This is a genomic window from Paenilisteria rustica (assembly GCF_013820765.1).
GTDB classification, from domain to species: domain Bacteria; phylum Bacillota; class Bacilli; order Lactobacillales; family Listeriaceae; genus Listeria_A; species Listeria_A rustica.
Genome location: NZ_JABJVM010000002.1, coordinates 116144 through 142217 on the forward strand (window position 1 = coordinate 116144; position 26074 = coordinate 142217).

General features: G+C 42.0%; 29 protein-coding genes. 24 read left to right on the forward strand and 5 right to left on the reverse strand.

Annotated elements, in window-relative coordinates; genetic code table 11:
* The first annotated feature begins 84 nt into the window (after positions 1 to 84).
* The gene (locus HPK16_RS02475) at positions 85 to 1602 is read left to right on the forward strand and encodes an ABC transporter permease (RefSeq protein ID WP_181675439.1); all 1518 of its coding nucleotides are present in this window, start codon (positions 85 to 87) and stop codon (positions 1600 to 1602) included.
* Between the two features lie 13 nt (positions 1603 to 1615).
* Entirely contained in the window at positions 1616 to 2302 is a 687-nt protein-coding gene (locus tag HPK16_RS02480) for an ABC transporter ATP-binding protein (protein ID WP_181675440.1), read from the forward strand.
* Between the two features lie 53 nt (positions 2303 to 2355).
* On the opposite strand, the gene HPK16_RS02485 is transcribed toward HPK16_RS02480, so the two are convergent.
* Together HPK16_RS02485 and HPK16_RS02490 are read right to left on the reverse strand one after the other, a co-directional pair.
* On the reverse strand, positions 2356 to 2850 hold the full coding sequence (locus HPK16_RS02485) for a cysteine hydrolase family protein (RefSeq protein ID WP_181675441.1): 495 nt from the start codon (positions 2848 to 2850) through the stop codon (positions 2356 to 2358).
* Between the two features lie 14 nt (positions 2851 to 2864).
* Positions 2865 to 3290: an EVE domain-containing protein gene (locus HPK16_RS02490; RefSeq protein ID WP_181675442.1), complete on the reverse strand. Its 426-nt coding sequence runs from the start codon at positions 3288 to 3290 to the stop codon at positions 2865 to 2867.
* A 405-nt stretch (positions 3291 to 3695) separates the two neighbouring features.
* On the opposite strand from HPK16_RS02490, the gene alaS reads away from it, so the two are divergent.
* The 4 genes from alaS (at position 3696) to HPK16_RS02510 (ending at position 7449) form a co-directional block, all read left to right on the forward strand.
* Entirely contained in the window at positions 3696 to 6326 is a 2631-nt protein-coding gene (gene alaS, locus HPK16_RS02495) for an alanine--tRNA ligase (protein WP_181675443.1), read from the forward strand.
* Positions 6327 to 6453: 127 nt separating this feature from the next.
* Positions 6454 to 6723 (forward strand): IreB family regulatory phosphoprotein, encoded by a 270-nt coding sequence (locus HPK16_RS02500; protein ID WP_036061807.1) that lies wholly within the window; start codon positions 6454 to 6456, stop codon positions 6721 to 6723.
* On the forward strand, positions 6720 to 7136 hold the full coding sequence (ruvX, locus tag HPK16_RS02505) for a Holliday junction resolvase RuvX (RefSeq protein ID WP_181675444.1): 417 nt from the start codon (positions 6720 to 6722) through the stop codon (positions 7134 to 7136). Before HPK16_RS02500 ends, ruvX begins: the two co-directional genes overlap by 4 nt.
* A gap of 19 nt (positions 7137 to 7155) precedes the next feature.
* On the forward strand, positions 7156 to 7449 hold the full coding sequence (locus tag HPK16_RS02510; protein ID WP_036079223.1) for a DUF1292 domain-containing protein: 294 nt from the start codon (positions 7156 to 7158) through the stop codon (positions 7447 to 7449).
* Positions 7450 to 7702: 253 nt separating this feature from the next.
* Here HPK16_RS02510 and HPK16_RS02515 read toward each other — a convergent pair whose 3' ends face one another.
* Complete coding sequence (locus tag HPK16_RS02515; RefSeq protein WP_181675445.1) at positions 7703 to 8326, reverse strand: DedA family protein; 624 nt, start codon at positions 8324 to 8326, stop codon at positions 7703 to 7705.
* Between the two features lie 176 nt (positions 8327 to 8502).
* On the opposite strand from HPK16_RS02515, the gene mltG reads away from it, so the two are divergent.
* The 6 genes from mltG (at position 8503) to HPK16_RS02545 (ending at position 13348) form a co-directional block, all read left to right on the forward strand.
* Complete coding sequence (gene mltG, locus HPK16_RS02520; RefSeq protein WP_181675446.1) at positions 8503 to 9570, forward strand: endolytic transglycosylase MltG; 1068 nt, start codon at positions 8503 to 8505, stop codon at positions 9568 to 9570.
* Between the two features lie 84 nt (positions 9571 to 9654).
* Positions 9655 to 10305, forward strand: a complete 651-nt coding sequence (locus tag HPK16_RS02525) for a class I SAM-dependent methyltransferase (RefSeq protein WP_181675447.1) — start codon at positions 9655 to 9657, stop codon at positions 10303 to 10305.
* A complete protein-coding gene (gene udk / locus HPK16_RS02530; protein ID WP_036079211.1) occupies positions 10302 to 10934 on the forward strand; it encodes a uridine kinase in 633 nt (210 codons plus the stop codon). The genes HPK16_RS02525 and udk overlap by 4 nt, the downstream gene beginning before the upstream one ends.
* Positions 10935 to 11119: 185 nt before the next feature.
* The gene (gene greA, locus HPK16_RS02535) at positions 11120 to 11596 is read left to right on the forward strand and encodes a transcription elongation factor GreA (protein WP_181675448.1); all 477 of its coding nucleotides are present in this window, start codon (positions 11120 to 11122) and stop codon (positions 11594 to 11596) included.
* 345 nt (positions 11597 to 11941) lie between these two features.
* On the forward strand, positions 11942 to 12577 hold the full coding sequence (locus HPK16_RS02540; RefSeq protein WP_181675638.1) for a YrrS family protein: 636 nt from the start codon (positions 11942 to 11944) through the stop codon (positions 12575 to 12577).
* A 66-nt stretch (positions 12578 to 12643) separates the two neighbouring features.
* Positions 12644 to 13348 (forward strand): 5'-methylthioadenosine/adenosylhomocysteine nucleosidase, encoded by a 705-nt coding sequence (locus tag HPK16_RS02545; RefSeq protein ID WP_181675449.1) that lies wholly within the window; start codon positions 12644 to 12646, stop codon positions 13346 to 13348.
* A 256-nt stretch (positions 13349 to 13604) separates the two neighbouring features.
* Here HPK16_RS02545 and HPK16_RS02550 read toward each other — a convergent pair whose 3' ends face one another.
* Positions 13605 to 15410 (reverse strand): M3 family oligoendopeptidase, encoded by a 1806-nt coding sequence (locus HPK16_RS02550; protein ID WP_181675450.1) that lies wholly within the window; start codon positions 15408 to 15410, stop codon positions 13605 to 13607.
* Between the two features lie 183 nt (positions 15411 to 15593).
* On the opposite strand from HPK16_RS02550, the gene HPK16_RS02555 reads away from it, so the two are divergent.
* From HPK16_RS02555 to holA, 12 genes are all read left to right on the forward strand, one after another.
* Entirely contained in the window at positions 15594 to 16115 is a 522-nt protein-coding gene (locus HPK16_RS02555; protein WP_181675451.1) for a YqeG family HAD IIIA-type phosphatase, read from the forward strand.
* Positions 16112 to 17212 (forward strand): ribosome biogenesis GTPase YqeH, encoded by a 1101-nt coding sequence (gene yqeH, locus HPK16_RS02560; protein ID WP_036081700.1) that lies wholly within the window; start codon positions 16112 to 16114, stop codon positions 17210 to 17212. Before HPK16_RS02555 ends, yqeH begins: the two co-directional genes overlap by 4 nt.
* Before the next feature lie 19 nt (positions 17213 to 17231).
* A complete protein-coding gene (gene aroE / locus HPK16_RS02565; RefSeq protein ID WP_181675452.1) occupies positions 17232 to 18053 on the forward strand; it encodes a shikimate dehydrogenase in 822 nt (273 codons plus the stop codon).
* Positions 18053 to 18343, forward strand: coding sequence for a ribosome assembly RNA-binding protein YhbY (yhbY, locus tag HPK16_RS02570; RefSeq protein ID WP_036092493.1), 291 nt, complete (start codon positions 18053 to 18055; stop codon positions 18341 to 18343). Before aroE ends, yhbY begins: the two co-directional genes overlap by 1 nt.
* Before the next feature lie 15 nt (positions 18344 to 18358).
* Positions 18359 to 18928, forward strand: a complete 570-nt coding sequence (locus tag HPK16_RS02575) for a nicotinate-nucleotide adenylyltransferase (protein ID WP_181675453.1) — start codon at positions 18359 to 18361, stop codon at positions 18926 to 18928.
* Positions 18921 to 19496, forward strand: coding sequence for a bis(5'-nucleosyl)-tetraphosphatase (symmetrical) YqeK (yqeK, locus tag HPK16_RS02580; RefSeq protein WP_181675454.1), 576 nt, complete (start codon positions 18921 to 18923; stop codon positions 19494 to 19496). The genes HPK16_RS02575 and yqeK overlap by 8 nt, the downstream gene beginning before the upstream one ends.
* Positions 19497 to 19499: 3 nt before the next feature.
* The gene (gene rsfS, locus HPK16_RS02585) at positions 19500 to 19856 is read left to right on the forward strand and encodes a ribosome silencing factor (protein WP_181675455.1); all 357 of its coding nucleotides are present in this window, start codon (positions 19500 to 19502) and stop codon (positions 19854 to 19856) included.
* Between the two features lie 54 nt (positions 19857 to 19910).
* Entirely contained in the window at positions 19911 to 20642 is a 732-nt protein-coding gene (locus HPK16_RS02590; RefSeq protein ID WP_181675456.1) for a class I SAM-dependent DNA methyltransferase, read from the forward strand.
* A 104-nt stretch (positions 20643 to 20746) separates the two neighbouring features.
* Positions 20747 to 21361, forward strand: coding sequence for a helix-hairpin-helix domain-containing protein (locus HPK16_RS02595; RefSeq protein ID WP_181675457.1), 615 nt, complete (start codon positions 20747 to 20749; stop codon positions 21359 to 21361).
* A gap of 70 nt (positions 21362 to 21431) precedes the next feature.
* Complete coding sequence (locus HPK16_RS02600) at positions 21432 to 21995, forward strand: ComE operon protein 2 (RefSeq protein WP_181675458.1); 564 nt, start codon at positions 21432 to 21434, stop codon at positions 21993 to 21995.
* Positions 21996 to 22076: 81 nt separating this feature from the next.
* Entirely contained in the window at positions 22077 to 24263 is a 2187-nt protein-coding gene (locus HPK16_RS02605; RefSeq protein WP_181675459.1) for a DNA internalization-related competence protein ComEC/Rec2, read from the forward strand.
* Positions 24264 to 24335: 72 nt separating this feature from the next.
* The gene (gene holA, locus HPK16_RS02610; protein WP_181675460.1) at positions 24336 to 25373 is read left to right on the forward strand and encodes a DNA polymerase III subunit delta; all 1038 of its coding nucleotides are present in this window, start codon (positions 24336 to 24338) and stop codon (positions 25371 to 25373) included.
* A gap of 335 nt (positions 25374 to 25708) precedes the next feature.
* On the opposite strand, the gene rpsT is transcribed toward holA, so the two are convergent.
* Positions 25709 to 25963 (reverse strand): 30S ribosomal protein S20, encoded by a 255-nt coding sequence (rpsT, locus tag HPK16_RS02615; RefSeq protein ID WP_181675461.1) that lies wholly within the window; start codon positions 25961 to 25963, stop codon positions 25709 to 25711.
* Positions 25964 to 26074: the final 111 nt, after the last annotated feature.

A 26074-nucleotide genomic window follows, 5' to 3' on the forward strand; every position in this document is an offset into this window, starting at 1 on the left:
AAACACCGCTCACAGTTTGTTCATATTTTTTTCACACCTTACGTCTAATCTATAGAAAGAGCAAGACGAAATGGAGGAAACGATATGAATTTTATCAAACGAGCATTACTCAGCATGAAAGCACGAAAAGGAAGAACAATCCTGCAATTATTTATTTTTACAATCGTATGCGTACTTATTCTTTCCGGATTCACGATTCAATCCGCGGCAAATAAAGCAAGCGAACTAGCACGGCAAGAACTCGGTGGGGACGTGACCTTAAGCGTCGACCGCGAAAAACAGATGGAGGCGCAGCAAAAAGAGTCGTCATCAAGCGCAAACAGTAGCACAACTGGGCGACGGATGTTCGAATCTACACCAGTATCCGTTGCGGCAGCGAAGAAATTAGCAGAACTTGACCACGTATCAGGTTACAATCTCTATTCCAACACACAAGCGCTAGCATCAGGATTTGAGCCAATTGCTTCATCGAGCGACACATCTCAATCCGACGATTCCAGCACATCTTCAACGACTGAACAGCAAGGCCCAGGCGGAGATAGCAGTGATTCCAACCGCCCACAAATGGTGCAGGCAGACTTGAGCGTGTCAGGCGTTCTTGATTCAGCAACCGCAACAAAATTCAAAGCAGGAACTGACAAACTCACATCTGGAAAAGCAATCACAGCAAGCGATGTCGGTAAAAACGTCGTCATGATTGAAAAAACACTAGCCGAAGAAAACGACCTCAAAGTCGGCGATAAAATCAAAATCCAATCCAGCGACGAAGCAACAACCGTCGAACTAACGATTAAAGGTATTTATGAGTCAACCGATTCAGGAAGTGACGCAGCAGCTAACTTCTCGTTCTTAAATCCATATAACACCATTTACGTACCATACACCGTTGCCAACACAATCAAAGGCAGCGATTCAAAAGACACGGTCGATTCCGCGATTTACTTCATGGATGACGCAGCAAACATCAGTGCCTTCGAGACAGCGGCGAAAAAAGTAACGGCTGTTGATTGGGACACGTTCAAATTAGACGCCAATGACGCGACTTACCAACAAATGATCGGACCAATCAACAATGTAGCGGCTTTTTCTAAAAATGTTGTCTATATCGTATCGATTGCGGGCGCATTGATTTTAGGACTACTCGTGATGATGCAAATTCGGGAACGTAAATATGAAATGGGTGTTTTACTCGCCATTGGTGAAAAACGTTCCAAACTCGTCGGCCAGTTCCTCGTTGAAATTTTAGTAGTAGCCATTCTATCGTTCGGAATTGCCGCGGTGAGCAGTCATTACGTAGCGCAAGTCGTTGGAAATCAGCTGTTAACCCAACAAAACGCAACTGCCTCCGAGTCGACATCATCGACTAGCAACCAAAGAGGACCAGGCGGAAACGGTGGCGGCCCAGGTGGCGGAGGTCCAGGATTTGGCTCATCGCTAACAGCAAACACAGCGGAAATCAAATCACTCGACATCCAAGTAAGCCTAGAAGACATGCTGAAAATGGGCGGAATCGGCGTTGGCATTGCCTTCATTTCCGTATTACTCCCATCCATCCTAGTACTACGCATGAATCCAAAAACAATCTTAACCAAACAAGAATAGGAGCGTGACTTTTATGACAAAAATTCTCGAATTCAAAGACGTAAGCTATGCCTACAAACAAAATGACAATCCAATTTTGGATAAAATAAACTATGACTTTGCAACCGGCGTTTTCTATACGGTCGTAGGCAGCTCAGGATCGGGAAAAACCACCTTCCTGTCCTTGGCTGGTGGCCTCGATTCGCAACAAGACGGCGACATCTTCTACAAAGGCTTATCATTGAAAAAAATCGGACTAAACAAATATCGGAATCAATATGTTTCCATCGTGTTCCAGAGCTATAACTTATTAACCTACATGACTGCGCTCCAAAACGTGACAACCGCAATGGAAATCACGCACGTAGATCAACAAGACAAGCGCCAATTCGCCCTCGATATGCTAGCAAAAGTCGGTATTGACGAAAAAATGGCTCGGCAAAAAGTCTTGACATTGAGCGGCGGACAACAACAACGGGTTTCAATCGCCCGCGCGCTATGTTGCGAAACAGACTTAATTGTGGCAGATGAGCCGACTGGGAACCTGGATGAACGCACAAGTAAAGAAGTTGTGACACTATTCCAAGACTTGGCGCATAAAGAAGGGAAATGCGTTATTATGGTGACACACGATCCGGAAATTGCTAAAGTATCGGATGTTAAAATCACGATGAAGAATGGTAAGTTTGATGTGAAGGAACAGATGGTAGTAACTGCATAAAAAAATGGAACGGTAGGCTAATTTTCATCACCAGCCTACCGTTCCATTTTCCATTATAAAAAGGTCAAAAATCGCTCATCCCAAATTGCTTCATGATGCGCCATAATCGTTTTTGCATCGATTAAATCACTATCCATAGTCGTATGCAATCCACGAACCATGTAACAATCAAATCCCAATCCATGCGCAAATCGAACGGTCGTATCTACACAATATTCCGTCTGCGCACCGCAAAACTCGAGTTTCTGAGCATCTAACCCAGCAAGAATCGCCGGTAAATCCGTCTTATAAAACGAATTCGCATGCGTCTTATTCACATAAATATCATCTTGTCGACTGTCCATTTCCGGCATCAACGCCCACGCATCACTGCCAATCACCAATTCCTCATCCGCATGCTGCACAAAAATAACCGGTTTCCCAGCATCCCGATAACTCGCAATCCGCTGATTCACACCAGCCAACACGCGCTCCAAATGAACTAACGGATACTCCGCCGAATGCACACCATTTTGCAAATCAATCACAACCAAAACATCACTCATCATCCCGCGAACCTCCCTTATGATTCATATTTCATCGGCAAACCCATCTGCTCAGCAAGCAACAAAAAGAAATCCTTATCAATCTCAAAATGGCCGTAACGAAGGGAAGCGCGATATTTCTGCCAAGCTTCTAGCTGTGACACCGCGCTGAGCGGCACTTGTTTTGCATCTGGAAAAAAATCAATATCTTTACGATAGGGCACAAACGTCTCACTCATCGCAAATGGATAAATATCCTCCCCCTTTACCCGTCCAATCGCCGTAAAACACTGGCATTTCTCATCTTTACCAAGCGTTTGTTTCGGACTATAATAAACTAGCCAATCCCCAGGTTTCATCCGTTTTAGCGGCGCCTCTTTACCGTGACACAACTGCGAAAAGCCACCATCCACGCCTAGTTCAACATGATCTAAGGAAGCCACACCAATCCAATATTTTGTCATTTTAGTCATCTTCTTTCATTATCTGTTTTCCATATACACACCTATTATAAAGGATATAACGATATTGTCCATTGATTAATCGTTGACACAACCCGCCACATCCTTTATAATTTCAAGTATCATACAACTAAAAATAGTGTGAGCTTAAAGAAACACGACCGTTTGCAAGAGAAATGTTCCTATGGCTGGAAGAACATAAACGAGACAGCGATTTCTGTGCTACCTCACATCAGTTGAACTATTTTTCGTCTTATTCCGCGTTAAGGATACTAAAGAGGTAATGATCAAGTCTTATATCATTGCAAACAGGGTGGTACCGCGAACATATTCGTCCCTGTATTGCGAGATGATATGAGGCTTTTTGTTTTGTATCCATACTCGCGCAATCAAAAAGGAGGAAATAAAATGAAACAATTAACAAGTGCTGAAGTAAGACAAATGTTCCTTGATTTTTTCCAGGAAAAAGGCCATAAAGTGGAGCCAAGTGCGCCGCTCGTACCAATTAACGATGCATCTTTGCTATGGATTAATAGTGGGGTTGCAACATTGAAAAAATATTTCGACGGTAGCGTGATTCCAGACAACCCACGTATTGTAAACGCACAAAAATCAATCCGTACAAATGACATCGAAAACGTAGGGAAAACAGCGCGCCATCATACATTTTTCGAGATGCTCGGTAATTTTTCCATTGGTGAATATTTCAAAGAAGAAGCCATCGTTTGGGCGTGGGAATTTCTAACTAGTCCGCAATGGGTTGGCTTTGATCCGGATAAATTATACGTAACGGTTTATCCAGAAGACGAAGAAGCGAAGACGATTTGGAAAGAAAAAGTTGGCTTGACGGATGATCATATCGTGCCGATTGAGGACAATTTCTGGGATATCGGCGAAGGTCCAAGTGGTCCGGATAGTGAGATTTTTTACGATCGTGGCGAGGCTTATGGCAACGATGCGACAGATCCAGAACTATATCCAGGCGGCGAAAATGAACGTTATTTGGAAATTTGGAACCTTGTATTTTCGCAATTTAATCACAATGCAGATGGCACGTATACGCCACTTCCAAAGAAAAACATCGATACAGGGATGGGCCTCGAACGGATGGTTTCAATCATTCAAGACGCGCCTACAAACTTCGAAACCGACCTATTCATGCCAATTATTCGCGAAGTAGAAGCGATTTCGGGTGAAAAATATGGTCAAAATCCTGCAACAGATACAGCATTTAAAGTTATCGCAGACCACGTGCGTACTGTAGCTTTTGCAATCGGTGACAGCGCATTACCATCCAATGAAGGTCGTGGCTATGTGTTGCGTCGCTTGTTACGCCGTGCCGTTCGTTACGCGAAAAACCTCAATATTAACGAACCATTTATGTATAAATTAGTACCTGTGGTCGGCAAAATTATGAATAGCTACTATCCAGAAGTAGAAAAACAAACCGATTTCATCCAAAAAATTGTGCGCACCGAGGAAGAACGTTTCCACGAGACGCTAAATGAAGGTTTGGCAATTTTAGAAGAAATGATGGCGGCTGCAAAAGACTCTGGTCAAATGAACGGTGCAGACATTTTCAAATTATACGACACATTTGGATTCCCAGTTGAGCTGACGGAAGAGTATGCAGAGGATAACGGTTTAACAGTTGATCACGCTGGTTTTGAAGCAGAAATGACGAAACAACGCGATCGGGCACGTAACGCACGTGCTGACGTTAAATCGATGAGCGTCCAAACAGAGCTACTAACAAGTTTGACAGAGAAAAGTGAGTTTGTTGGCTATGAAACGACAAGTGTTGCGACCGAAGTGCTGTACATTATCAAATCAGGCAGCTTAGCAGAAAGCGCATCACGCGGCGATAAAGTGCAAGTCATCTTCAAAGAAACACCATTTTATGCAGAGAGCGGCGGACAAATTGCGGATCAAGGAACCATTAAAAAATCCGGTTTCACAGCAGCTGTTCTAAACGTTCAAAAAACACCAAATAAGCAAAATATCCATGAAGTACGCATCGAAGAAGGAAGTCTAAACAAAGGCGATCATGTAACGCTTGAAGTGGATAAAGCAACCCGCCGCGGCATCGTGAAGAACCACACCGCAACGCATTTGCTTCACCGCGCGCTAAAAGATGTACTCGGCGATCACGTCAACCAAGCAGGATCACTCGTAGAATCGAATCGTTTACGCTTTGACTTCTCTCATTTTGGCCAAATTACCGACGCAGAACTTCAAAAAATGGAGCATATCGTCAATCGCAAAATTTGGGAACAAATCGCAGTCAGCATCAAAGAAATGCCAATTGCAGAAGCAAAAGAACTCGGCGCGATGGCACTATTCGGCGAGAAATATGGTGACGTTGTGCGCGTTGTCCGTATTGGCGACTACAGCATTGAACTTTGTGGTGGTATCCACGTCAAAAATACGTCTGAAATCGGACTTTTCAACATCATTTCCGAAAGTGGCATTGGGGCAGGAACTCGCCGTATCGAGGCAGTAACAGGTGAATCCGCATACCGCTTCCTAAATCAACAAGAGCATTATCTAAAAGCAGCAGCAAATCTGCTTAAAACATCACCACAAGAAACGCCACAAAAAATCGAACAATTACATCAAGAAATGCGCGAATTAAAACGTGAAAACGATTCTTTACTTGCGAAACTATCCAATGCAGCAAGCGCAGATATTTTTAGCAATCCAGAAGATGTTGGCGGTGTTGCTGTTATCGCGAAACAAGTCAATGCGAAAGATATGAACCAATTACGCCAATATCTAGATAATTGGAAAGAAACAAAAGCAAGCGGCATCCTCGTTCTAGGTGCAGCACATGATGATAAAGTCAGCTTAATTTCTGCTGTTTCCGAAGATTTAATTAAAGAAGGTTATCACGCTGGTAAATTGCTGAAAGAAGTGGCAACTCGTTGCGGCGGTAATGGTGGCGGACGCCCTGATACAGCTCAAGCAGGCGGGAAAGACCCAGAAAAACTAGAAGGCGCATTAGCTTATGTAAAAGAGTGGGTTGCGCAACAATCCTAAACTGTACAACAAGATAGCAAGTATTTATTAGCAATTGGATTAGCATCTTCTTTGTTATTTTTCGAGACTTAGTGTAAAATGAAATGTGGACAATAGCGATAACAATGGGAAAGAGGTGCTGATCAAAATGGCTTCTGATAAAACAATGTTTTATAGTTTTGGCGACGATTCGATTGAAGAAGATGTCAAAATTCTGATGGGGAAAGTGTATGTTGCCCTAGAGGAAAAAGGATATAACCCGATTAATCAGATTGTTGGTTATTTGCTCTCTGGTGATCCAGCTTATATTCCGCGCCACAATGATGCTCGTAATTTGATCCGCCGTCTAGAGCGTGATGAGATTATCGAAGAATTAGTAAAGGCGTACCTAAAAAACAATAAGATTGGTGACAAATGAGAACAATGGGATTAGATGTTGGCTCGGTGACTGTTGGTGTAGCCATTAGTGATGAGCTAGGCTGGACCGCACAAGGTATTGAGACCATCACGATAAACGAACGCGCGAAACAATTTGGTTACGATCGCGTGAAAGAACTTGCCGCAGAATACGATGTTAATAAAATCGTTGTTGGCTGGCCCAAAAATATGAATAATACGGTTGGTGAACGTGCAGAAGCATCTGAAAAGTATGCGGAAGTATTGGAAAGCCGCACTGGGATTCCTGTTGTTTTATGGGATGAGCGCTTGACCACTGCCGCAGCGGAACGGACATTGCTTGAAGCTGATGTTAGCCGTAAGAAGCGTAAGAAAGTCATTGATAAGCTTGCAGCCGTTATGATATTGCAGTCTTATTTAGATTCAAATAATTAATTAAAAAGAGGTGTCCATTATGACAGAAAATCACGAACATGATCACGAACATATCACAGTAGTAGACGAGGATGGTAATGAGGAGCTTTACGCAGTATTATTCTCGTTTAACTCTGATGAGTTTGAGAAATCTTACGTACTTTATTATCCAGAAAGTGCAGAAGACGAGGAAGAAATCGAATTACAAGCGTCTTCTTTCATCGAAAATGAAGATGGCACACAAGGTGAGTTAAAGCCTGTGGAAACAGAAGAAGAATGGGACATGATCGAAGAGGTCCTTGCGACGTTCTTAGAAGACGAAGACGCCGAATAAGTCGCTCAGAGAGCGTACAAACGCGCATCTGCGTCGTTAAAACCTGTGCTCCGATGCTCACGTATAAATATACGTTCCGCTTCGGTGCTCGGTTTTGCCTAGCATCTACCCATTTGTACGCTCTCTGAGGTTTTGCGATTTCATAGAAATAGTTCGAAGAACTTGGTTTTGCGTACGAAGTACGGTTTTTCATTTAAAGGAAAGAAGCTGAGAGTTAGCACAAATAAGTGCCTAACTCCCAGCTTCTTCTTTTTTATGCAGTTGGTTTGCGTTTTTTCACTATTTTCACGATTAAGTACACAACAATCACGACTAGGAGCGCTAGCATGGCATAGCTGATTGGGCGGGTGTATTTTTCGACAACGCTCCAATTGGCGCCTAACTTGTAGCCTAAGTAGGTTAAGAAAATGTTCCATGGAATGCAGCCTAGGATAGTGTACGTGATGAATTTCCAAATGTTCATTTTTGCAATACCGGCTGGTAGTGATATGAAAGTACGGATAACGGGCAAAATGCGACCGAAGAACACTGCTGATGCGCCGTATTTTTGAAACCAGTTTTCTGCTAGGTCAAGATGTCCGACATTTAAAAAGATGTATTTTCCGAATTTTAGAACGAGGGCTCGGCCACCGAATTTGCCGATATAGTAGGCGATTAAGGAGCCTACAAGGTTTCCTGCGATACCTGCTGTGACCACAAGCCAAAAATTTAGGTCACCTGCTTCGGCCATGAAACCACCGAACAGCATGACAACTTCGCTTGGAAGCGGGATACAGACGCTTTCGATGACCATCGCCCAGAAGATGCCCCAGTGCCCAAATAGGTCGATTAAGGTCATGACGAAATTTTGCAATGCTTCAATAATGGAATGTAACATGGATAGCCTTCTTTCGTTTGGATTGAACCGTTTAACGATGCTTCCTTATTATAGCTAAATTTGTCGAAAACGTCACGAATTTATATTTTTTGCCGAATGTGGTTGAACTATGGTAGTGATTACCGTTATAATAGATAAAGAAATGTTTTGCATAGACGAATGAAAGAGGTTTAGAGATGAAAAAATCCAAAAGCAAAATGATCACGATTATTATTTCAAGTATCGCCGTGGTGCTGGTCGCGCTAACTGTTGGAGGCTATTTCTATGTGGATTCGCAACTCCAAGCTGTCAATGCATCGAGTAAGGAATCGATTGTTGTAGATATTCCTAAAGGCTCCAAAGTGTCAGAAATTGGCGACATTCTTCAAGAAAATAACGTCATTAATAGTAGTATGATTTTTACGTACTATGTGAAATATAAAAATGAGACGAACTTAAAAGCTGGAAAATATAAATTGAGTCCATCGATGACTGTGGAACAAGTGGTTAATGAATTGAAAAAAGGCCAGGTGATTGCTCCGTCTAGACTCGTTATTCCGGAAGGCTATTCCTTAGATCAAATCGCGGATCGGATGGTTGCTTACAAACCTGAATTGAAGAAAGCAGATATTTTAAAAGTGATGGACGACAAGGCGTTTGTGAATGAATTGATGAAGGCATATCCAGATACGGTCACAAAAGACGTGTTGGCGGCAAATATCAAGCATCCGCTAGAAGGCTATTTGTACCCAGCGACGTATGAGTTTACAGGCAAAACGGATATTAAAGCAATGGTGAGCGACATGGTCAAAGCAACGGATGACAACATTGCCAAGTACAAACCGGAACTCACGAAGCAGAAACTGACGGTGCATCATTTCTTAACGATGTCATCCCTCATTGAAAAAGAAGCAACCGCAAATGTCGATCGCAGTAAAATTTCGAGTGTTTTTTATAATCGCTTGAAAGAGGGTATGCCGCTACAGACAGATCCGACGGTGCTTTACGCGCTTGGCAAACATAAATCGCGTACGATGTATGAAGATTTGAAAGTAGATTCGCCGTATAATACGTACAAAAATAAAGGTTTACCGCCAGGTCCGATTTCGAATAGTGGAGAAACATCGATGGAAGCCACGTTACATCCAGAAAAAACGGATTATCTTTACTTTTTAGCGAATACAAAAACTGGTCAGGTTTATTTTTCTAAGACGCTAGAAGAGCACAACAAATTAAAAGAAGAACATATTACAAATAATCAATAAATAGACACGATAAGCGTTTGTTTTTGGCCTTAGAGGCTTGAGAACAGGCGCTTATCATTAGTCTGTTAAAGGGGATTTAGAGCAGTGAATGATACGTTAATTCATAATTACTTGCTTTCACACATTCCAGAGCGCAAGCCGTTCTTCATGGAATTGGAAGCTTATGCCGAGCAACACGAAGTACCAATCATGGAAGTAGACTCGATGCATTTTATGTTACAAATTATGCAAATTCAACAACCAAAGCGAATTTTGGAAATTGGAACAGCGATTGGCTATTCCGCTTTACGGATGGCAGACGCGTTGCCAGATGTACATATTGTCACGATGGAGCGAGACGAAGTGCGTTATGACCGAGCTTGGCACAATGTTCACGCATTTGGAGCAGAGGATAGAATTGAGGTTCTTCTCATGGACGCCTTGGAAGATAGCTCGATTGTGCTAGAAAAAGAGAATTTCGACGCGATTTTCATTGATGCCGCAAAAGCTCAGTATGCTAAGTTTTTCAACGTTTATATCGATAAATTGGCTCCGGGTGGCGTGATTTACAGCGATAATGTGCTTTTTAAAGGGTTGGCGTTACATGACTCGCCGCGAGCGCAACAAAAGCAACGCGTGTCGAGAAAAATGCGGGAATTCAATGATTGGCTTTTGCAAAATCCAGATTTCATTACGACGACTGTTCCTTTAGGGGATGGCCTTGCGATTAGTCGCAGAAAGGAAGGCGCAAAGTGACGAAGAAAAAGCCGATAGTAGTAGGCGTGACGGGCGGTAGTGGTTCAGGGAAAACGAGTGTGAGTAAGGCGATTTATGATCACTTCACGGGGCATTCGATTTTGATGTTAGAGCAGGATTTTTATTATAAAGACCAAGCAGAAATGGCTTTTGAAGAGCGTCTAAAAACGAATTATGATCATCCTTTGGCGTTTGATACGGACCTTTTGATTCGTCATATTAAGCAGTTACTGCGCTACGAGCCAATCGATAAACCAGTATACGATTATGAGCTTTATACACGTTCTAGCGAGATTATTCACCAAGAACCGAAAGAAGTCATCATTTTAGAAGGCATTCTAATTTTGGAAGATCCGAAGTTGCGTGACCTCATGGATATCAAGGTTTATGTCGACACAGATGATGATATTCGGATTTTGCGACGGATGGTGCGCGATGTCAATGAACGTGGCCGGACAATGGAATCGGTGATCGAACAATATTTAGGCGTGGTTAAGCCGATGTATCAAAAATTTATCGAACCAACGAAAAAATACGCCGACATTATCATCCCAGAAGGCGGCGAGAACAAGGTTGCCATCGATTTAATGACGACAAAAGTGGCGACAATACTCGAAATGAACCGATAATGCAACGCTACGACTTGTAATTACACGCGAATTAAGATAAAATTTCACTATTGGACAAAAATTTGCTGGACATTCCCTGAGAATCGTGTTACTCTTTCAGGCGTAAAGTAAATACATGTTGAGGCGCGGAAAAGAACAAACTTCCGTGCTTTTCAAATAACATAAAGATGAAGGAGAGAAAGAATTTGGCTACAGAAAAAGTATTCCCAATGACATTAGAAGGTAAAGCGAAATTAGAAAATGAACTAAATGATTTAAAAACTGTCAAACGTAAAGAAGTAGTAGAACGTATTAAAATTGCCCGTAGTTTCGGCGATCTTTCGGAAAACTCCGAGTATGATTCTGCAAAAGATGAGCAAGCTTTCGTAGAGGGCCGCATTACAACCCTTGAAAACATGATTCGCAATGCGCAAATCATCGATGCTAGCGCTATGAGTGGTGAAGTAGCACTAGGAAATACAGTTACTTTTAAAGAGCTTCCAAACGGCGACGAAGAAAGCTATACAATCGTGGGAAGCGCCGAAGCAGACCCATTTGAAGGCCTAATTTCCAATGACTCACCAATCGCCAAAGCCCTACTTGGCTGCAAAGAAGGCGACGAAGTAACGATCCAAACACCAGGCGGCGAAATGAACGTCAAAATCACAAAAATCAGCGCCTAATATATCGAAATGAATAAACACAACACAAGAAAATAACACAAAATCCGAGTGAAGCGAGACCGGTTCATGTTCTAGGCAAAGATGAGTACCAGGTGCGGAGCATACTTGCGTACGAGAGCACTGGAACGGAATCTTTAACGACGAAGATGGACCGAACGAAACCTTGAATAAATGCAAGACAAGAAAATAACGCAAAACCTCAGCGAAGCGAGAACGGTTTATGTTCTAGACAAAGATGAGTACCAGGTGCGGAGCGTACTTGCGTACGAGAGCACTGGAACGGAATCTTTAACGACGAAGATGGACCGTTCTCGCTTCGCTGACCTAGGTAAGGTGGTGGCATATATGGACAAGAAAACACAAAAGGAAGAGCAGCGACGCAGTGCCCAAAATCATGTGGAAGCATCACGCTCTGAGCAAAATAGTAAACATAAAAGAACGAGTATTACTTTGAACGTTTTAATCATACTGATGAGCTTGGCAATTGTTGGCGTTTTATGGCTTGTTTTTTTTTTAACGGCTGATGATTCGGCGGATAAAGTAGAAACAAAGCCAAAAACGGAGCAAACGCAAAAGGCGGATGAGACGAAAAAGGATGACTCGAAAGCAAAGGACACCGAGAAGCCGAAAGAGCAAACGACGGAAACCAGCGATGATCCTAATGTGTCAGAAGTCATTACAAAAGATTGGAAAGCTGTTGGGACGGAACAAAAGGGTGATCACGTGAACTCCTATGAAATGGATAGCGAGGATTGGGAAGAAAAAGTGAACGCATTTTCTGAGGCGACAGGTATTGATAATGGTGACATGACGATTTGGTACGTCGGTCGCGGTGATGAGCCTGCAACGCAATCTATTGGAACGATTTCAACAAAATCTGATCCGGATAAAGCTTTCCGAGTATATATTACTTGGGTCGATGGGGCTGGATGGCAACCAACGAAAGTAGAAGTACTCAAAACGAATGATAAAAGAAATTGATAAGACTGTGTTTCGGATGGTTTATCCACTTCGAACACAGTTTTTTTAAGGAAGGGATGATTGAGAATGGGAAAAATAGCAATTATCGGTGCGATGGAAGAAGAAGTGATAATTTTACGAGAGCAAATGGTGGGGCTTGAGGAAACGACGATAGCGGGAGCTGTTTTCTACACAGGATCATTGGCTGGGAAAGAGATCGTTTTGCTGAAATCTGGCATTGGCAAGGTAAATGCGGCTTTATCAACAACGCTTTTATGCGATCATTATGATATTTCTTTAATTATTAATACTGGCTCAGCTGGCGGAATTGGCGCGGAATTGGAAGTTGGAGATGTAATTATTTCAGATCATTTAGCGTATGGGGATGTGGATGCAACGGTTTTTGGTTATACATATGGTCAAGTACCTCAAATGCCGGCACTCTATCAGGGCGATGAAGAGGCGATGCGTTTGGCACAGCAAATCTACCAAGAAAACTTCTCAGAGGGGAACAAGGCGGTCTACGGGCTTGTGGTGACGACGGATTCGTTTATTCACCGACCAGATCAACGGGAATTGATTACGACTTTCTTCCCAGAGGTAAAAGCTGTAGAAATGGAAGCCTGCGCGATTGCACAGGTTGCGTATCAGTTTGACGTGCCTTTTTTAATTATCCGAGCGCTTTCAGACGTGGCAGATAGTGAGGCTAGCGTTTCTTTTGATGAGTTTTTAGTAACGGCAGCAAAAAATTCGTCGGCTTGTGTTGTGAAAATGGTAGAACAATTATCATGAAAGCGTGTCGACAAACGCCTATTTTCGTCGTTAAAAGCTCCGTTCCAGTACTCTCGTGCGCTCCGTGCTGGTACTCGCTTTTGCCTAGAAACTAGGCATTTAAGGATGGCGGATAAATGATATCTTTCTGCATATTGGAGTACTAACTCATTTCATGTCGAAGAACTCCAACAACACGGCTGAAGTTTGTAGAAATATCATGCAAGGAAGTTTTTTCAACAGAGGAACGCCCGCTTGTAATTAGCGGGCGTTATTGTTACACTAAATCATTTGTTAAATTCAGGAACTCTTCGACGTCGCCGACTGCAATCTCCAGCGCGCTTCCCCAGAAATCTGGTTTTGTTAAATCGATGCCAAGATGTTTTTGGGCAAGTTGTTCGGTTGTCATGGCTCCGGTGTCTTGTAGCAGGGCGATGTACTTGTCTTCGTAGCCGCTTCCTTCTGCAAGCGCTTGGTGATAAATGCCTAATGAGAACAGGTAGCCGAATGTGTATGGGAAGTTGTAAAATGGTACGTCGGCGATATAAAAATGTAATTTAGAAGACCAGAATTGTGGATGATACTCGGATAGGGCGTCTTGGAAGGCTTCTCGTTGCGCTTCTTCCATTAATGTATTTAGACGATCTGCAGAAACGAGACCTTCTTTACGAGCTTCATAAAAGCGGGTTTCGAATAAGAATCGAGCGCGTATGTCCATGAAAAAAGCGATGCTACGACCAATCTTATCTTCTAATAGAATGATTTTTTCTTCTTTTGTCGCAGCTTCTTTAACGGAAGCATCCGCGATAATCATTTCAGCAAAAGTTGATGCGGTTTCAGCTACGTTCATCGCATAATTCGTATTTTCGAAGGGTTCATCGCGAATAACATGAGAGTGGAAGGCGTGGCCGAGTTCGTGTGCAAGCGTTGCAACCGTTCCAGGAGCGCCGTCATACGTCATGAAAATCCGACTTTCTTTTTCTAGTGGAATGTCGGTACAAAAACCACCAGGACGTTTGTTATCACGATCTTCAGCCTCAATCCATTGCTGTTCGAATGCGTGCTTTGCAAAACTAGCCATTTTCGGGCTGAATTTTGCAAACTGTGTCAGAATGAAATCTGCGCCTTCTTGGTACGTATATTTTTTCGGCTCAGAATCAAGCGTCAGGGGTGCGAAAACATCATGGAAGCTTAATTTATCAATGCCAAACAGTTGTGCTTTGCGATTTAAGAATGAAACGAACGTTGCTTTATGTTTTTCGATGACTTCCCACATTGTTGCCAGTGTTTTTTCGTCTAAGCGATTGATTGCAAGTGGTTCCGCGAGTACATTGTCCCATTTACGCGTCCGATAAACGGCGAGGCGGAAACCTGCCAAATGGTTTAGCGTATCGCTGAATAGTTGTGATTTTTCCTGCCATGCTTTTCCATAGGCTTCAAATACAGCGACACGCACAGCGCGATCTGGATGGCTCAATAAATTCAGGGCTTGACCGGCGGATACTAATTTCTCCTCGCCATCAACAACAACAGGTACGCGAATCGTTGCTACAACTGTATCGTAATGATCCGACCAGCCACGGTAGCCGTCCACATTTAGTGCATTGATAACTGCTTCTTCTTCACGCGTTCCTTTTTTCTTGCGATTGTCGCGTGCTTCATTTAGTACGAAGGCTATCTCGCTCAAGCCGTTCTCTGTGAGTAGGGAAGCCCATAATGCATCTGGAACTAAGGCGAATTTCTCATGCCACTCATTTTCGATCGTTTCAAGTTCTGCCAATTGTTGGTATACGCCGCCAGTTAATTCGACAGCTTTCAAATCACGCGTGTCGGCCGAGGATAAACATTCCAGAAAAGCCGCTGCATTCATGAGTTGTTTCGTTATATCTGCATTTTGATTGATTAAAAGTAGAAACTCGCTGACATCGTCTTTATTTTCTGGAACGGGCCAATCTTGCACGGCTTGCTTAAATGACGCGATATCTTTCGTCGTCTCAGAAAGCGCAGTAGCTAAAGCCTCAGAGCCACTTCCGCCAGAATAAATCGAATCCAAATCCCATATTAACGCATAGTTTTTTGACATCATAATCCCCCTATAATTTCCGTATTTTCCACTTCATTATAGCACTTATCTCAGATTTTTTTGTAAAATAAGCAGAAAGATGTTAAAATTTATAAGGATTACATGCAAAGCGTGATTGTTGGGCATTATAAACGATGATGTCATGACACTTTGAAACTAATTAAATAAAAAGAGGTGCCTATTTTGCTAAAAAATTTCTCACCGGATAAAATGTTAACATCGCCATTTGGTATTACCGCGGACCAATTGCGAAAAATGGGGAAAACGACGGTATTAACAGATCTAGACAATACGTTACTTGCTTGGGATCAGTTGGATGCGACCGACGAAATTTACAACTGGTTTCGGATTCTAGAAGAAGAGGGCATCAAGGTGATGATCGTATCAAATAATAATGAAGAGCGCGTGAAGCGTGTGGCGGTTGCAACGAAAATTCCATACTTGGCCAAGGCCAAAAAACCGCTAGCTGCCGCGTTTCAGAAAGCGCTGGCTGATCTTGGTTCGACACCAGAAGAAACGGTGATGATTGGCGATCAAATCATGACGGACATCTTCGGAGGTAACCGCCAAAAATTAACGACTGTTTTTGTGCGCCCAGTCAAAGATACGGATGGCTTTGCGACGAAGTTTAACCGATTTATGGAACGCATTATTTTAAAAAGACTAGCTAAAAAATCAGAATTAAAATGGGAGGATTCTCTGTGACCGAAGAACTAAGATGTATTGGCTGTGGAGCCGTTATTCAAACAACTGATAAAACCCAACCTGGCTATGCGCCAGAGTCTAGCTTAGAAAAAGAAGATATTATTTGCCAGCGTTGTTTCCGCTTGAAGCATTATAATGAAATTCAAGATGTTCCGCTGACGGATGATGATTTCTTGAAAATTTTGAACCAATTAGGTACAAAACAGGCGTTAATCGTCTATGTTGTTGATATTTTTGACTTCGATGGCAGTTGGTTGCCAGGTTTGCATCGCTTTGTCGGTAATAATCCGGTACTACTTGTCGGAAATAAAGCCGATTTGCTACCAAAATCATTGAAACGCGAACGCTTGACACAGTGGATGCGCGGTCGTGCCCGTGAACTCGGACTAGCACCAACCGATTGCGTATTAGTAAGCGCTGAAAAAGGACAATCCTTTGATGTGTTACTTGAAAAAATTGAAGAAGAGCGCGCAGGTCGTGACGTATTTGTCGTAGGCTGTACAAACGTAGGTAAATCAACTCTTATCAACCGGATTATTAAAGTGGCAACTGGTGAAAATGACGTTATCACAACATCTCAATTCCCAGGCACAACGCTTGATAAAATTGAAATTCCACTTTCAGATGGTAGCGTTCTTGTCGATACGCCAGGAATTATCAATCATCACCAAATCGCGCACGTTATCGATGCTAAGACGCTCAAACTTGTCTCTCCGAAAAAAGAAATCAAACCAGTGACGTACCAATTAAACGAGGAACAAACGCTATTCTTTGGCGCATTGGCTCGATTTGATTACACGAGTGGTGGTAGACGATCGTTCGTCGTTTATACATCGAACAACTTGATGATTCACCGCACGAAGCTTGAAAAAGCCGATAATCTATACGAAACACAAGCCGGAAAACTACTACAACCACCAGGCGAAGCGGATATCGAAACATTACCGAAATTAGTGCCGTATCAATTTTCAGTTAAGGAAAAGGCGGACATCGTATTCTCAGGACTGGGTTGGATTACTGTTTTAGAAGGTGGCGCAAAAGTGACTGCTTGGGTTCCAGAAGGCGTAAGCGTAACTATTCGCCGCTCAATCGTGTAACTAGGAGGCGAACTTCTGAATGAAAGAGTTATATTGCGTTATCGGCAATCCAATCGCACACTCGCTTTCTCCAGTAATGCACACTGCTTTACTGGAGCAGAACCATCTAGATGCAAGCTATGTTCCGTTTTTGATAGAAAAACAGGAGTTTACTACAGCGATAGAAGGTTTGAAAGCGTTAGGAATTAGTGGATGCAACGTCACGAGTCCATTTAAAGAGGATATCTTGCCGTTTCTAGATGCGCTAGATTCCGAGGCCAAAGCATGTGGTGCCGTGAATACGATTGTTGCAAGAAATGGGCGTTGGACTGGCTACAACACGGATGGTATCGGTTATCTACAGGGTTTAGAGAGCATTCGAACTATCAATGAAACCGATCAGATTTTGATTGTTGGTGCAGGCGGCGCGAGTAAGGCGATTTTTCACGCTCTTATACACCATACTGATGCGTCGGTGACCGTTGCCAATCGAACACTTGAAAAAGCTGTTAAAATGGTTGCAGGGACGGCACATAGGGCTATTAGTTTAGCCGAAGCCGAGTCGCAACTTGCGGATTTCACCATCGTCATTCAAACCACATCATCTGGGCTTACAAAAGAAAATGCAGCTTTACCAATCAGGTTACACGATTTAACCGCTAGGACTATCGTTTCTGACATTATCTACAATCCCGCCGAAACGCCATTTTTAAAAGAGGCGAAAGCACACGGAGCTATCACGCAAAACGGCTTACCAATGTTTATTAACCAGGCGGCGATTGCGTTCGAATTATGGACAGGGATAGAAGCAGATCGCGATCTCATGCGAAATATTGTATTGAAACAAGTAGGAGGAAAATAATGCTAACAAATGTACAAAAACGTTTTTTACGTAAAGAAGCTCACGATATCGACGCCATTTTTCAAGTTGGAAAAGGTGGTGTGTCGCCGAATTTAATTAAGCACGTGGCAGAAGCCATTGAAGTTCGCGAGCTCATCAAGATTTCGATTTTACAAAATTGCGATCAACCAAAAGAAGAAGTTGCAGAAATGATTAGTTCACGTTCGGGGTCAGAGCTTGTGCAAGTTATTGGCCGCACAATCATTCTTTACAAAGAGTCACAAAATAAGAAACAAATCCAATTGCCGTAAGAAGGTGTATCTGATTTGAAAGCAAAAATCGGTATTTTAGGTGGTACATTTGATCCGCCACACCATGCCCATTTAATCATTGCCAACGAAGCGCGCATTCAACTTGGGCTTGAAAAAATTATTTTCTTGCCTAATGCCGCTCCCCCTCATAAGAAAGAAAGTGGCCTGACGAGTAATGCAGATCGCCTAAAAATGATCGAGCTTGCTATTACAGGCAATCCTTTTTTTGAAGTGGACGACCGTGAAATGCATCGCACTGGCAAGTCTTACACGTATGATACGATGATTGAAATGACAAAGGAGTTTCCAAATGCCGCTTTTTCCTTTATAATTGGCGGAGACATGGTTGAATATTTGCCAAAGTGGTATCATATTAATGAACTGATAAAGCTTGTGAACTTTGTTGGCGTCAATCGACCGCATTACGATGAGGGAGCGCCTTACGATATAGAAGAAATAGAGGTTCCAGCACTGGACATCTCGTCTTCCATGTTGCGAGAACGTTTGGCAGCAGGATCGCCAATCGATTATTACGTTCCAAACAAGGTAAGTGAGTATATAAAGGAGCATCATTTATATGAATAGAGAAGAAATTTTGGAAGCAGTCAAAGAAGCGATGCCGGAAAAACGTTTTATTCACACACTTGGCGTTGAAAAAACTGCACTTGAGCTTGCCGATCATTATAAAGTAGACCGAGATCAAGTGAGTCTTGCGGCGCTGTTACATGATTACGCGAAATATGCGGATAAAGAAGCTATGATGGCAGTCATGGTCGAGCAAAAAATGGATCCAAAACTATTCACCTACAATCAAGAACTATGGCACGCTCCCGTAGGCGCCTATTTTGCAGAAAGCAAGTTTGGCGTGACTGATGAACCGGTTTTGAAAGCCATTGCTTGCCATACAACAGGAAATGCCGCGATGAGCACGATGGATAAAATCATCTACCTGGCCGACTACACAGAGCCAAATCGTTCTTTTCCAGGTGTATACAAGGCTCGCCGTCTATCCTTTGACTCTTTAGATAAGGCCATGTTATTTGCCCTGTCAAACACAATCACGTTTTTAATTACGAAGAGACAACCTATTTTTCCAGATACATTCGATGCTTACAACTATTTTGCACGTTTACAAATTGAAGGTGAGGTATAACTATTGAAAAGTCATGATTTATTAATGTTAACCGTAAAAGCAGCGGACGATAAACGCGCAGAGGACATTCTAGCGCTGAATATGGAAGGACTATCCGCATTTGCCGATTATTTCGTCATTTGCCATGGTAACTCCGACAAACAAGTACAAGCCATTGCCCAAGAAATCAAAGAACAAGCGCACAAAAACGAGGTAGAAGTGAAACGATTAGAAGGCTTCGATGCTGCCAAATGGATCTTAATCGATTTAGGTGACGTCATCGTTCACGTTTTCCACAAAGATGAGCGCAGTTACTACAATCTTGAAAAACTATGGGGAGACGCGCCGTTAGAAGACGTACGCGCCGCCTTCACTGTATAAAAGTAAAGAGGGGCTTTCATAGGCTCCTTTTTTCGTGGGAAGAGGGATAAAATTATGAGTTATGAATATTTTCCGAATTTCTATGACGCTCTCATGGACGAGGAGCTGTACGACAACTGGTTTTCTTTTGCAACGCCCTATTTACCGAATAAAGGCGGAAAAGTGCTTGACGTCGCTTGTGGGACCGCTGAGCTGGCTGTCCGCTTGGCTAAACGTGGCTTTGAAGTCACCGGTGTCGATTTATCAGAAGAAATGTTGACCGTGGCCAGCGAAAAAGCGTTCCATGAAGAAGTTTCACTATTATTATTACAACAAGACATGTCAGAAATGGAGAAGTTAGATACGTTTGATCTGGTCACATGCTTTTGCGATTCGCTTAATTATTTAGAAACAGAAGAAGCGGTGCACGGGACATTACGCAGCGTCTACGAAAACTTGAAAACAGATGGTGTATTCCTATTCGATGTCCATTCTGTTTACAAAATTGATGAGCTTTTCAAGGATTACAGCTATGGCGATAGTGATGAAGAAATTTCATGCATTTGGAATTCCTTTGAAGGTGAATTTCCGCATTCTGTAGAACACGAATTAACCTTCTTTAAACAAGGCTCAGACGGCAGTTACGATCGTTATGATGAGCTGCATAAAGAACGGACTTATCCAATTGATTGGTACAAAAAAGCGATACAGGCAGCAGGATTTCGTAAAATAAAAATTTGCGCTGATTTTACGGATTTTGAGCCTACTAAAACTAGTGAAAGAATCTTTTTCATATGCGAGAAATGACTTTTTATCGTCATTTCTCTTTTTTTATGTTTTTGAGGTAGCAGAAGAGATAAAGGAAAAAGAACAAAGGGGGCGAATACTAATACTAAAGGCAGGTGATGAGCATGTTAGAAAAATGGCAAGCATATAAGAAATACATTATTGGCGCGGCGATTTTACTCATAGCCATAGGTTTCTTCTTTGTTACACAAAATCAAGAAGAAGCAGTTATTCCAACAACTGCGGCTGCGAAAGAAGAACCAGTGAAGAGCGCTACCAAAGAGCAAGAAATAGTCTCGACTAAATCCCTCATAGTGGATGTGAAAGGTGCAGTTAACAAGCCTGGTGTCTATGAACTAGCGCCTGACAGCCGTGTGAAAGATGCGATTTTAAAAGCAGGAGGACTCGCGCTGGAAGCTGATGTGAAATTGCTTAATATGGCGCAAAAAGTGACAGATGAGATGGTTATTTATGCTGGGAAAGTAGGCGAGGAAGGCTTAGCGCCAGTCACAACAGCAAGTGCGGAGACAGGAAGTGCCGACAATGCGAAGGTTAACATCAATACAGCGGATGGGACGATGTTACAAACCATTCCTGGAATAGGAGCCGTGAAAGCCCAAGCCATTGTGGATTATCGTGAAAAGGAGGGGTTATTTACAACCGTTGCCGACCTGTCCAAAGTATCAGGAATTGGTGCTAAAACCGTAGAACGACTAAGTGAACATATTACAGTGGAGTAATAAGCTATTGACGAAGCGAATTCGAAAAGCATATACTAAAAGCATCAACTTCTTAAAAGGAGCGACAAATATGCAAAGAATAGCTTGGGATCAGTTTTTTTTGGCGCAAAGCCATTTAATATCTTCTAGGAGTACATGTACTCGCCTCATGGTAGGCGCAACGATTGTTCGGGATAAACGTATTATTGCAGGCGGCTATAACGGTTCCATTGCAGGTGGTGACCATTGTGATGAAGAAGGCTGCTATGTTGTAGAAGGACACTGTATACGTACGATTCATGCCGAAATGAATGCGATTTTACAGTGTGCCAAGTTTGGAGCTTCCACAGATAATGCTGAAATGTATGTCACTCATTTCCCGTGTATCGCATGCTGTAAATCGATTATTCAAGCGGGAATTAAAGCGGTCTATTATGCGAAGGATTATAAAAATCATCCTTATGCGATGGAGCTTTTTGAACGTGCAGATGTGATTATCAAGAAAGTTCCTTTTGATGAACACGTACTGAATAACACGGCTCAAATCGAACAAACAGTGATACAAACGGTGCAAGAAGTGCTCCAACAAGAAGCCGTATCAGAGGAAACCATTGCCCACCTAGAAGATAAATTACGACAACAGTTTTTAAAATAAAGTGAGGTGAGGACTATAGAGCGTCTGTTTTTGACGATTACTGTAGCCATTATTCTCGCTGTAATATGTGTCTTTATTTCAATGAAGATCTTCCTGTTACTTGGCATCTTACTTATTGTATCGTTCTTATTTAAGCGAACCCAATTTGTAGTTTTTTTTAGTCTGACCATTGTAGCAGGAGTTTTTTTCTGGTTCTTTGATGACCAAAACCACTCCGTATTCCAAACTGGTGAAATAGATGGAACGGTTATCTTAAATGATGGTATCGTAATCGACGGAGATGCTTTTCGAGCGCAAGTTTTATATCAAGGAGAACGTTTTCAATTAAGTTATAAACTTGCGAGCGAACAAGAACAGAAACAATTTATGAGCTTAAATTATGGAGATAAATTAAGCGTAAGTGGTGAGTTAATAGCACCAGAGAAGAATCGCAATACAGACCAATTTAATTACCAAGATTTTTTGTATCGAAAACAAGTGCATTGGCTAATGAAGGCAAGTTCTGTGCAGTCATTACCAGAAAAAAACGCTACGTGGTTGCATAGTTTAAAGAATTTCCGGAAATCTCAACTAAAAAAAATTGATACACTAATGGATTCGCAAATTGCGCCATATGTGGCTTCGTTGATTTATGGAGATCGTACATCTGTAGAGACTTCGGTTTATGAAAGCTATCAGCGCTTAGGTGTGGTTCATTTACTAGCCATATCAGGTCTACATGTTAATCTCATTATCTCTGGCTTTTTGATACTGTTCAGGCGTCTAGGATTTCAAATCGAGAAAACAGCTATAGTCATGATTTGTTTATTGCCACTTTATTGTCTGATGACCGGAGCAAATGCACCAGTAGTTCGAGCCGCTATCATGACAATCTGCCTAATGGTAGGTAGGCTATCCCCAATACGTGTGACATCGCTCCAAGCCCTCTGTTTTAGCTTTATTTTTGTATTTCTTTTCAATCCTTATTGTGTCCTCGAAATAGGATTTCAACTCTCTTATGCTGTCTCCTTTTCTATCATCCTATCTGGGCGGAAAATCATGCGAAAAGTAACCTCTAATTTATTAAGCTCTCTCTATATTTCACTCATATCAACTGTTTCAGGCATTGCAGTTATGAGCTATCACTTCTATGAATTTTCCGTTGTCGGTGTGTTTTTAAACGTTATTTATGTACCGCTGTTTACGTTTATATTGTTGCCATTAAGTTTTGTATCTATCTTTTTCTTAAACCTAGCACCAGTCCTTTTATTCATCCCGTCGATGGTTATGAAAGTAGCCGTAAATATTTCAGAATCACTGGCGTCGTTATTGCAGGAAATACCGTTTACAACATGGGTAACAGGAAGGCCAGCCCCGATTTTATTGGGGATCATTCTTTTATTTACTCTTTATTTTTTCAATCGTTGGGAGAAAACAGGAAAAATCTATCGTTACTTGATTCCAATTTGTCTATGCTTGGTTATAGGAACAATCAATTTCACTGGGAAAGTATCTATGATTGATGTGGGGCAAGGCGACAGCATCCTCATTCAGCTACCTTGGAATAAAGGGACTTATTTAATTGATGTCGGCGGACAAATGGCTTTCGACAAAGAAAAATGGGCAGAGCGTAAAGCGCCGTTTTCTGTGGGGAAGAATATCGTGACGCCTGTTTTAAAAGCCAAGGGTATTTCAAAGGTGGACAAACTAATTGTGACGCATAGCGACGCCGATCATATGGAGGGTCTGATAGATGTCGGCAAAGCGATTAAAATCAAAGAGCTCATTTATGCAGAAGGCGGCGAAACAAAAAACATCATGAAAAAAGCGTTGCAAGCTCTGCCAAACGTGCCAACAAAAGTTATAGTTGCTGGTTATAGCTGGGCAAAAGGCAATGCTACTTTCCAAGTCCTTAGTCCAACCGAAAGAGGAGAGGGCGGCAACAATGATTCTATCGTTATTTCTGCTGTACTGGATCAGAAAAAGTGGTTATTTACAGGAGATATTGAGAAAGAAGCGGAGCAGGCCTTGCTCGAAAATCCACTGATAGAAGCAGATATTCTAAAAGTCGGGCATCACGGTAGTAAAACCTCTACAATACCTGCATTTATAGACAAGGTTCAACCTGTTATATCGCTTATTTCTTGTGGGGTTGATAATCGTTTTGGGCATCCTCGAAAAGAAACGCTGGCTACTTTAGAGACCGCAGACAGCACGATTTATCGCACCGATCAGAACGGAGAGATAATCTATACCTTTTCAAAAGGATTTACCTTTGGGCTAGAATGATATTTCCACTTGCGCAAAGCTCGTTCTTGATTTACGATAGGGTAGAGATATGTCGGAAGGTGAGGGCGATTCATGATTTCAGAATGGAAAAAAATAGAGAAGAAGCAATTTGCACCGATTTACCTGATTATCGGGACAGAGGACTATATTATCAACGAGACCAAGAAGAGGCTTGTTGCTGGGATTTTAGATACAGAGGACACGGATTTTAATTATGCGAATTTTGATTTGGAAGAAACGGCGATTGAGCAAGTTGTAGAGGAGGCAGAAACGATTCCATTCTTCGGCGACCGTCGACTCATTATCGCCTCCAATCCAACTTTTTTAACAACAGAGAAAACCAAAAGTAAAATTGAACATCGGACAGTACGTCTAGAAGATTACCTAAACGAGCCTGTGGACTACTCTATTTTAGTTTTTATAGCGAGAGTAGAGAAATTAGATGAACGAAAAAAACTGACCAAGCTTATAAAGAAACAGGCGACGATAATCGATGCAAAGCGTCCAAATGAAGCGGAACTACGGAAATGGTTACAAGGCGTGAGTAATATCAATGAGTTTCAAATGGACAATGCGGCAACAGACAGATTAATAGAATTAACAGGCGGGCAACTAACAACAGCCATGAATGAATTAGACAAGCTGATGCTCTACAAATTAGAAGAGCGAGCAATCTATACATCGGACGTGGAGAGCCTTGTAGTGCGCTCATTAGAACAAAATATATTCTTGTTACTAGATAAAATGATAGCTCTAGATATCAGTGGCGCGTTAAGCATTTACTACGATTTACTTAAACAAAAAGAAGAACCAATCAAAATATTGGCTCTCATCGCGAGTCAGTTCCGTCTACTGACTCAAATTAAATTACTGGAAAAACAAGGATTCAGTCAACAACAAGTAGCTCAAAAATTAAAAGTCCATCCATTCCGAGTTAAAGTTGGCGCTAGACAAGCCAAAAGCTTCTCCTACCATGAACTAACGATGACCCTAGAAAAACTAGCCCAAATGGATTTCGAAATGAAAACAGGCTACGGAGACAAAGCCCAAAAACTAGAATGGTTCCTTTTCTCGCTACAAGATCAAAGAAAAATACAACGAATGAATTAAATGAAGCAATTTCATAATTTGAAATGGAGTGCCTCCCGATGAATAGGATGAGGTTTCGACTTGTGAAATTGATTCATACACTCATTTATCCTGCTATGATGCCTGAAAGTAGGGAGATGTAGTTTTTCGACGATGCAAGAAGTTAAGCGTAGCCGAGCCAGAGACGGATTACATGCTCGCTTCACTCTCGTTCATATTGGGGCTGTAACTCATTTCATTTCGAACAGCTCCAATAATGCGAGCTCTTACTGCCAGTTTACTATGCGTAAAATCTATCTAAAAAGATACAAAAAAACATCACACGGGGTGTGATGTTTCTGCGATTAAGAATTGTATTATTTAGCTAATTTTTTAGCTAAGCGAGATTTATTGCGTGCTGCATTGTTTTTGTGAAGTAGACCTTTGCTTACCGCACTATCCAATTTTTTGCTAGCTGCAACATATAATTCTTGCGCGTTGTCTGCATTGTTTTCTGCAGCTTGTTCGAATTTTTTAACAGCTGTACGCATTGCAGTACGTTGAGATGTGTTACGGCTATTGCGAGTTTCAGTTGTTTTTACACGTTTGATTGCTGATTTAATATTTGGCATTTCATTCACCTCCGCCCAAAATTATGAGGTAGTATCTTTTATATATACCATACCCTTCAAAATTACACTAGAACAAATGTTATTATACCTAAACACAGCGGATATTGCAAT

Excerpts from the sequence above, each read along its gene's own strand:
- HPK16_RS02475 (WP_181675439.1), top strand. The coding sequence starts at position 85 with ATGAATTTTATCAAACGAGCATTACTCAGCATGAAAGCACGAAAAGGA.
- HPK16_RS02480 (WP_181675440.1), top strand. The coding sequence starts at position 1,616 with ATGACAAAAATTCTCGAATTCAAAGACGTAAGCTATGCCTACAAACAA.
- HPK16_RS02485 (WP_181675441.1), bottom strand. The coding sequence starts at position 2,850 with ATGATGAGTGATGTTTTGGTTGTGATTGATTTGCAAAATGGTGTGCAT.
- HPK16_RS02490 (WP_181675442.1), bottom strand. The coding sequence starts at position 3,290 with ATGACAAAATATTGGATTGGTGTGGCTTCCTTAGATCATGTTGAACTA.
- alaS (WP_181675443.1), top strand. The coding sequence starts at position 3,696 with ATGAAACAATTAACAAGTGCTGAAGTAAGACAAATGTTCCTTGATTTT.
- HPK16_RS02500 (WP_036061807.1), top strand. The coding sequence starts at position 6,454 with ATGGCTTCTGATAAAACAATGTTTTATAGTTTTGGCGACGATTCGATT.
- ruvX (WP_181675444.1), top strand. The coding sequence starts at position 6,720 with ATGAGAACAATGGGATTAGATGTTGGCTCGGTGACTGTTGGTGTAGCC.
- HPK16_RS02510 (WP_036079223.1), top strand. The coding sequence starts at position 7,156 with ATGACAGAAAATCACGAACATGATCACGAACATATCACAGTAGTAGAC.
- HPK16_RS02515 (WP_181675445.1), bottom strand. The coding sequence starts at position 8,326 with ATGTTACATTCCATTATTGAAGCATTGCAAAATTTCGTCATGACCTTA.
- mltG (WP_181675446.1), top strand. The coding sequence starts at position 8,503 with ATGAAAAAATCCAAAAGCAAAATGATCACGATTATTATTTCAAGTATC.
- HPK16_RS02540 (WP_181675638.1), top strand. The coding sequence starts at position 11,942 with ATGGACAAGAAAACACAAAAGGAAGAGCAGCGACGCAGTGCCCAAAAT.
- HPK16_RS02545 (WP_181675449.1), top strand. The coding sequence starts at position 12,644 with ATGGGAAAAATAGCAATTATCGGTGCGATGGAAGAAGAAGTGATAATT.
- HPK16_RS02550 (WP_181675450.1), bottom strand. The coding sequence starts at position 15,410 with ATGTCAAAAAACTATGCGTTAATATGGGATTTGGATTCGATTTATTCT.
- aroE (WP_181675452.1), top strand. The coding sequence starts at position 17,232 with ATGAAAGAGTTATATTGCGTTATCGGCAATCCAATCGCACACTCGCTT.
- yhbY (WP_036092493.1), top strand. The coding sequence starts at position 18,053 with ATGCTAACAAATGTACAAAAACGTTTTTTACGTAAAGAAGCTCACGAT.
- yqeK (WP_181675454.1), top strand. The coding sequence starts at position 18,921 with ATGAATAGAGAAGAAATTTTGGAAGCAGTCAAAGAAGCGATGCCGGAA.
- HPK16_RS02590 (WP_181675456.1), top strand. The coding sequence starts at position 19,911 with ATGAGTTATGAATATTTTCCGAATTTCTATGACGCTCTCATGGACGAG.
- HPK16_RS02595 (WP_181675457.1), top strand. The coding sequence starts at position 20,747 with ATGTTAGAAAAATGGCAAGCATATAAGAAATACATTATTGGCGCGGCG.
- HPK16_RS02600 (WP_181675458.1), top strand. The coding sequence starts at position 21,432 with ATGCAAAGAATAGCTTGGGATCAGTTTTTTTTGGCGCAAAGCCATTTA.
- HPK16_RS02605 (WP_181675459.1), top strand. The coding sequence starts at position 22,077 with ATGAAGATCTTCCTGTTACTTGGCATCTTACTTATTGTATCGTTCTTA.
- holA (WP_181675460.1), top strand. The coding sequence starts at position 24,336 with ATGATTTCAGAATGGAAAAAAATAGAGAAGAAGCAATTTGCACCGATT.
- rpsT (WP_181675461.1), bottom strand. The coding sequence starts at position 25,963 with ATGCCAAATATTAAATCAGCAATCAAACGTGTAAAAACAACTGAAACT.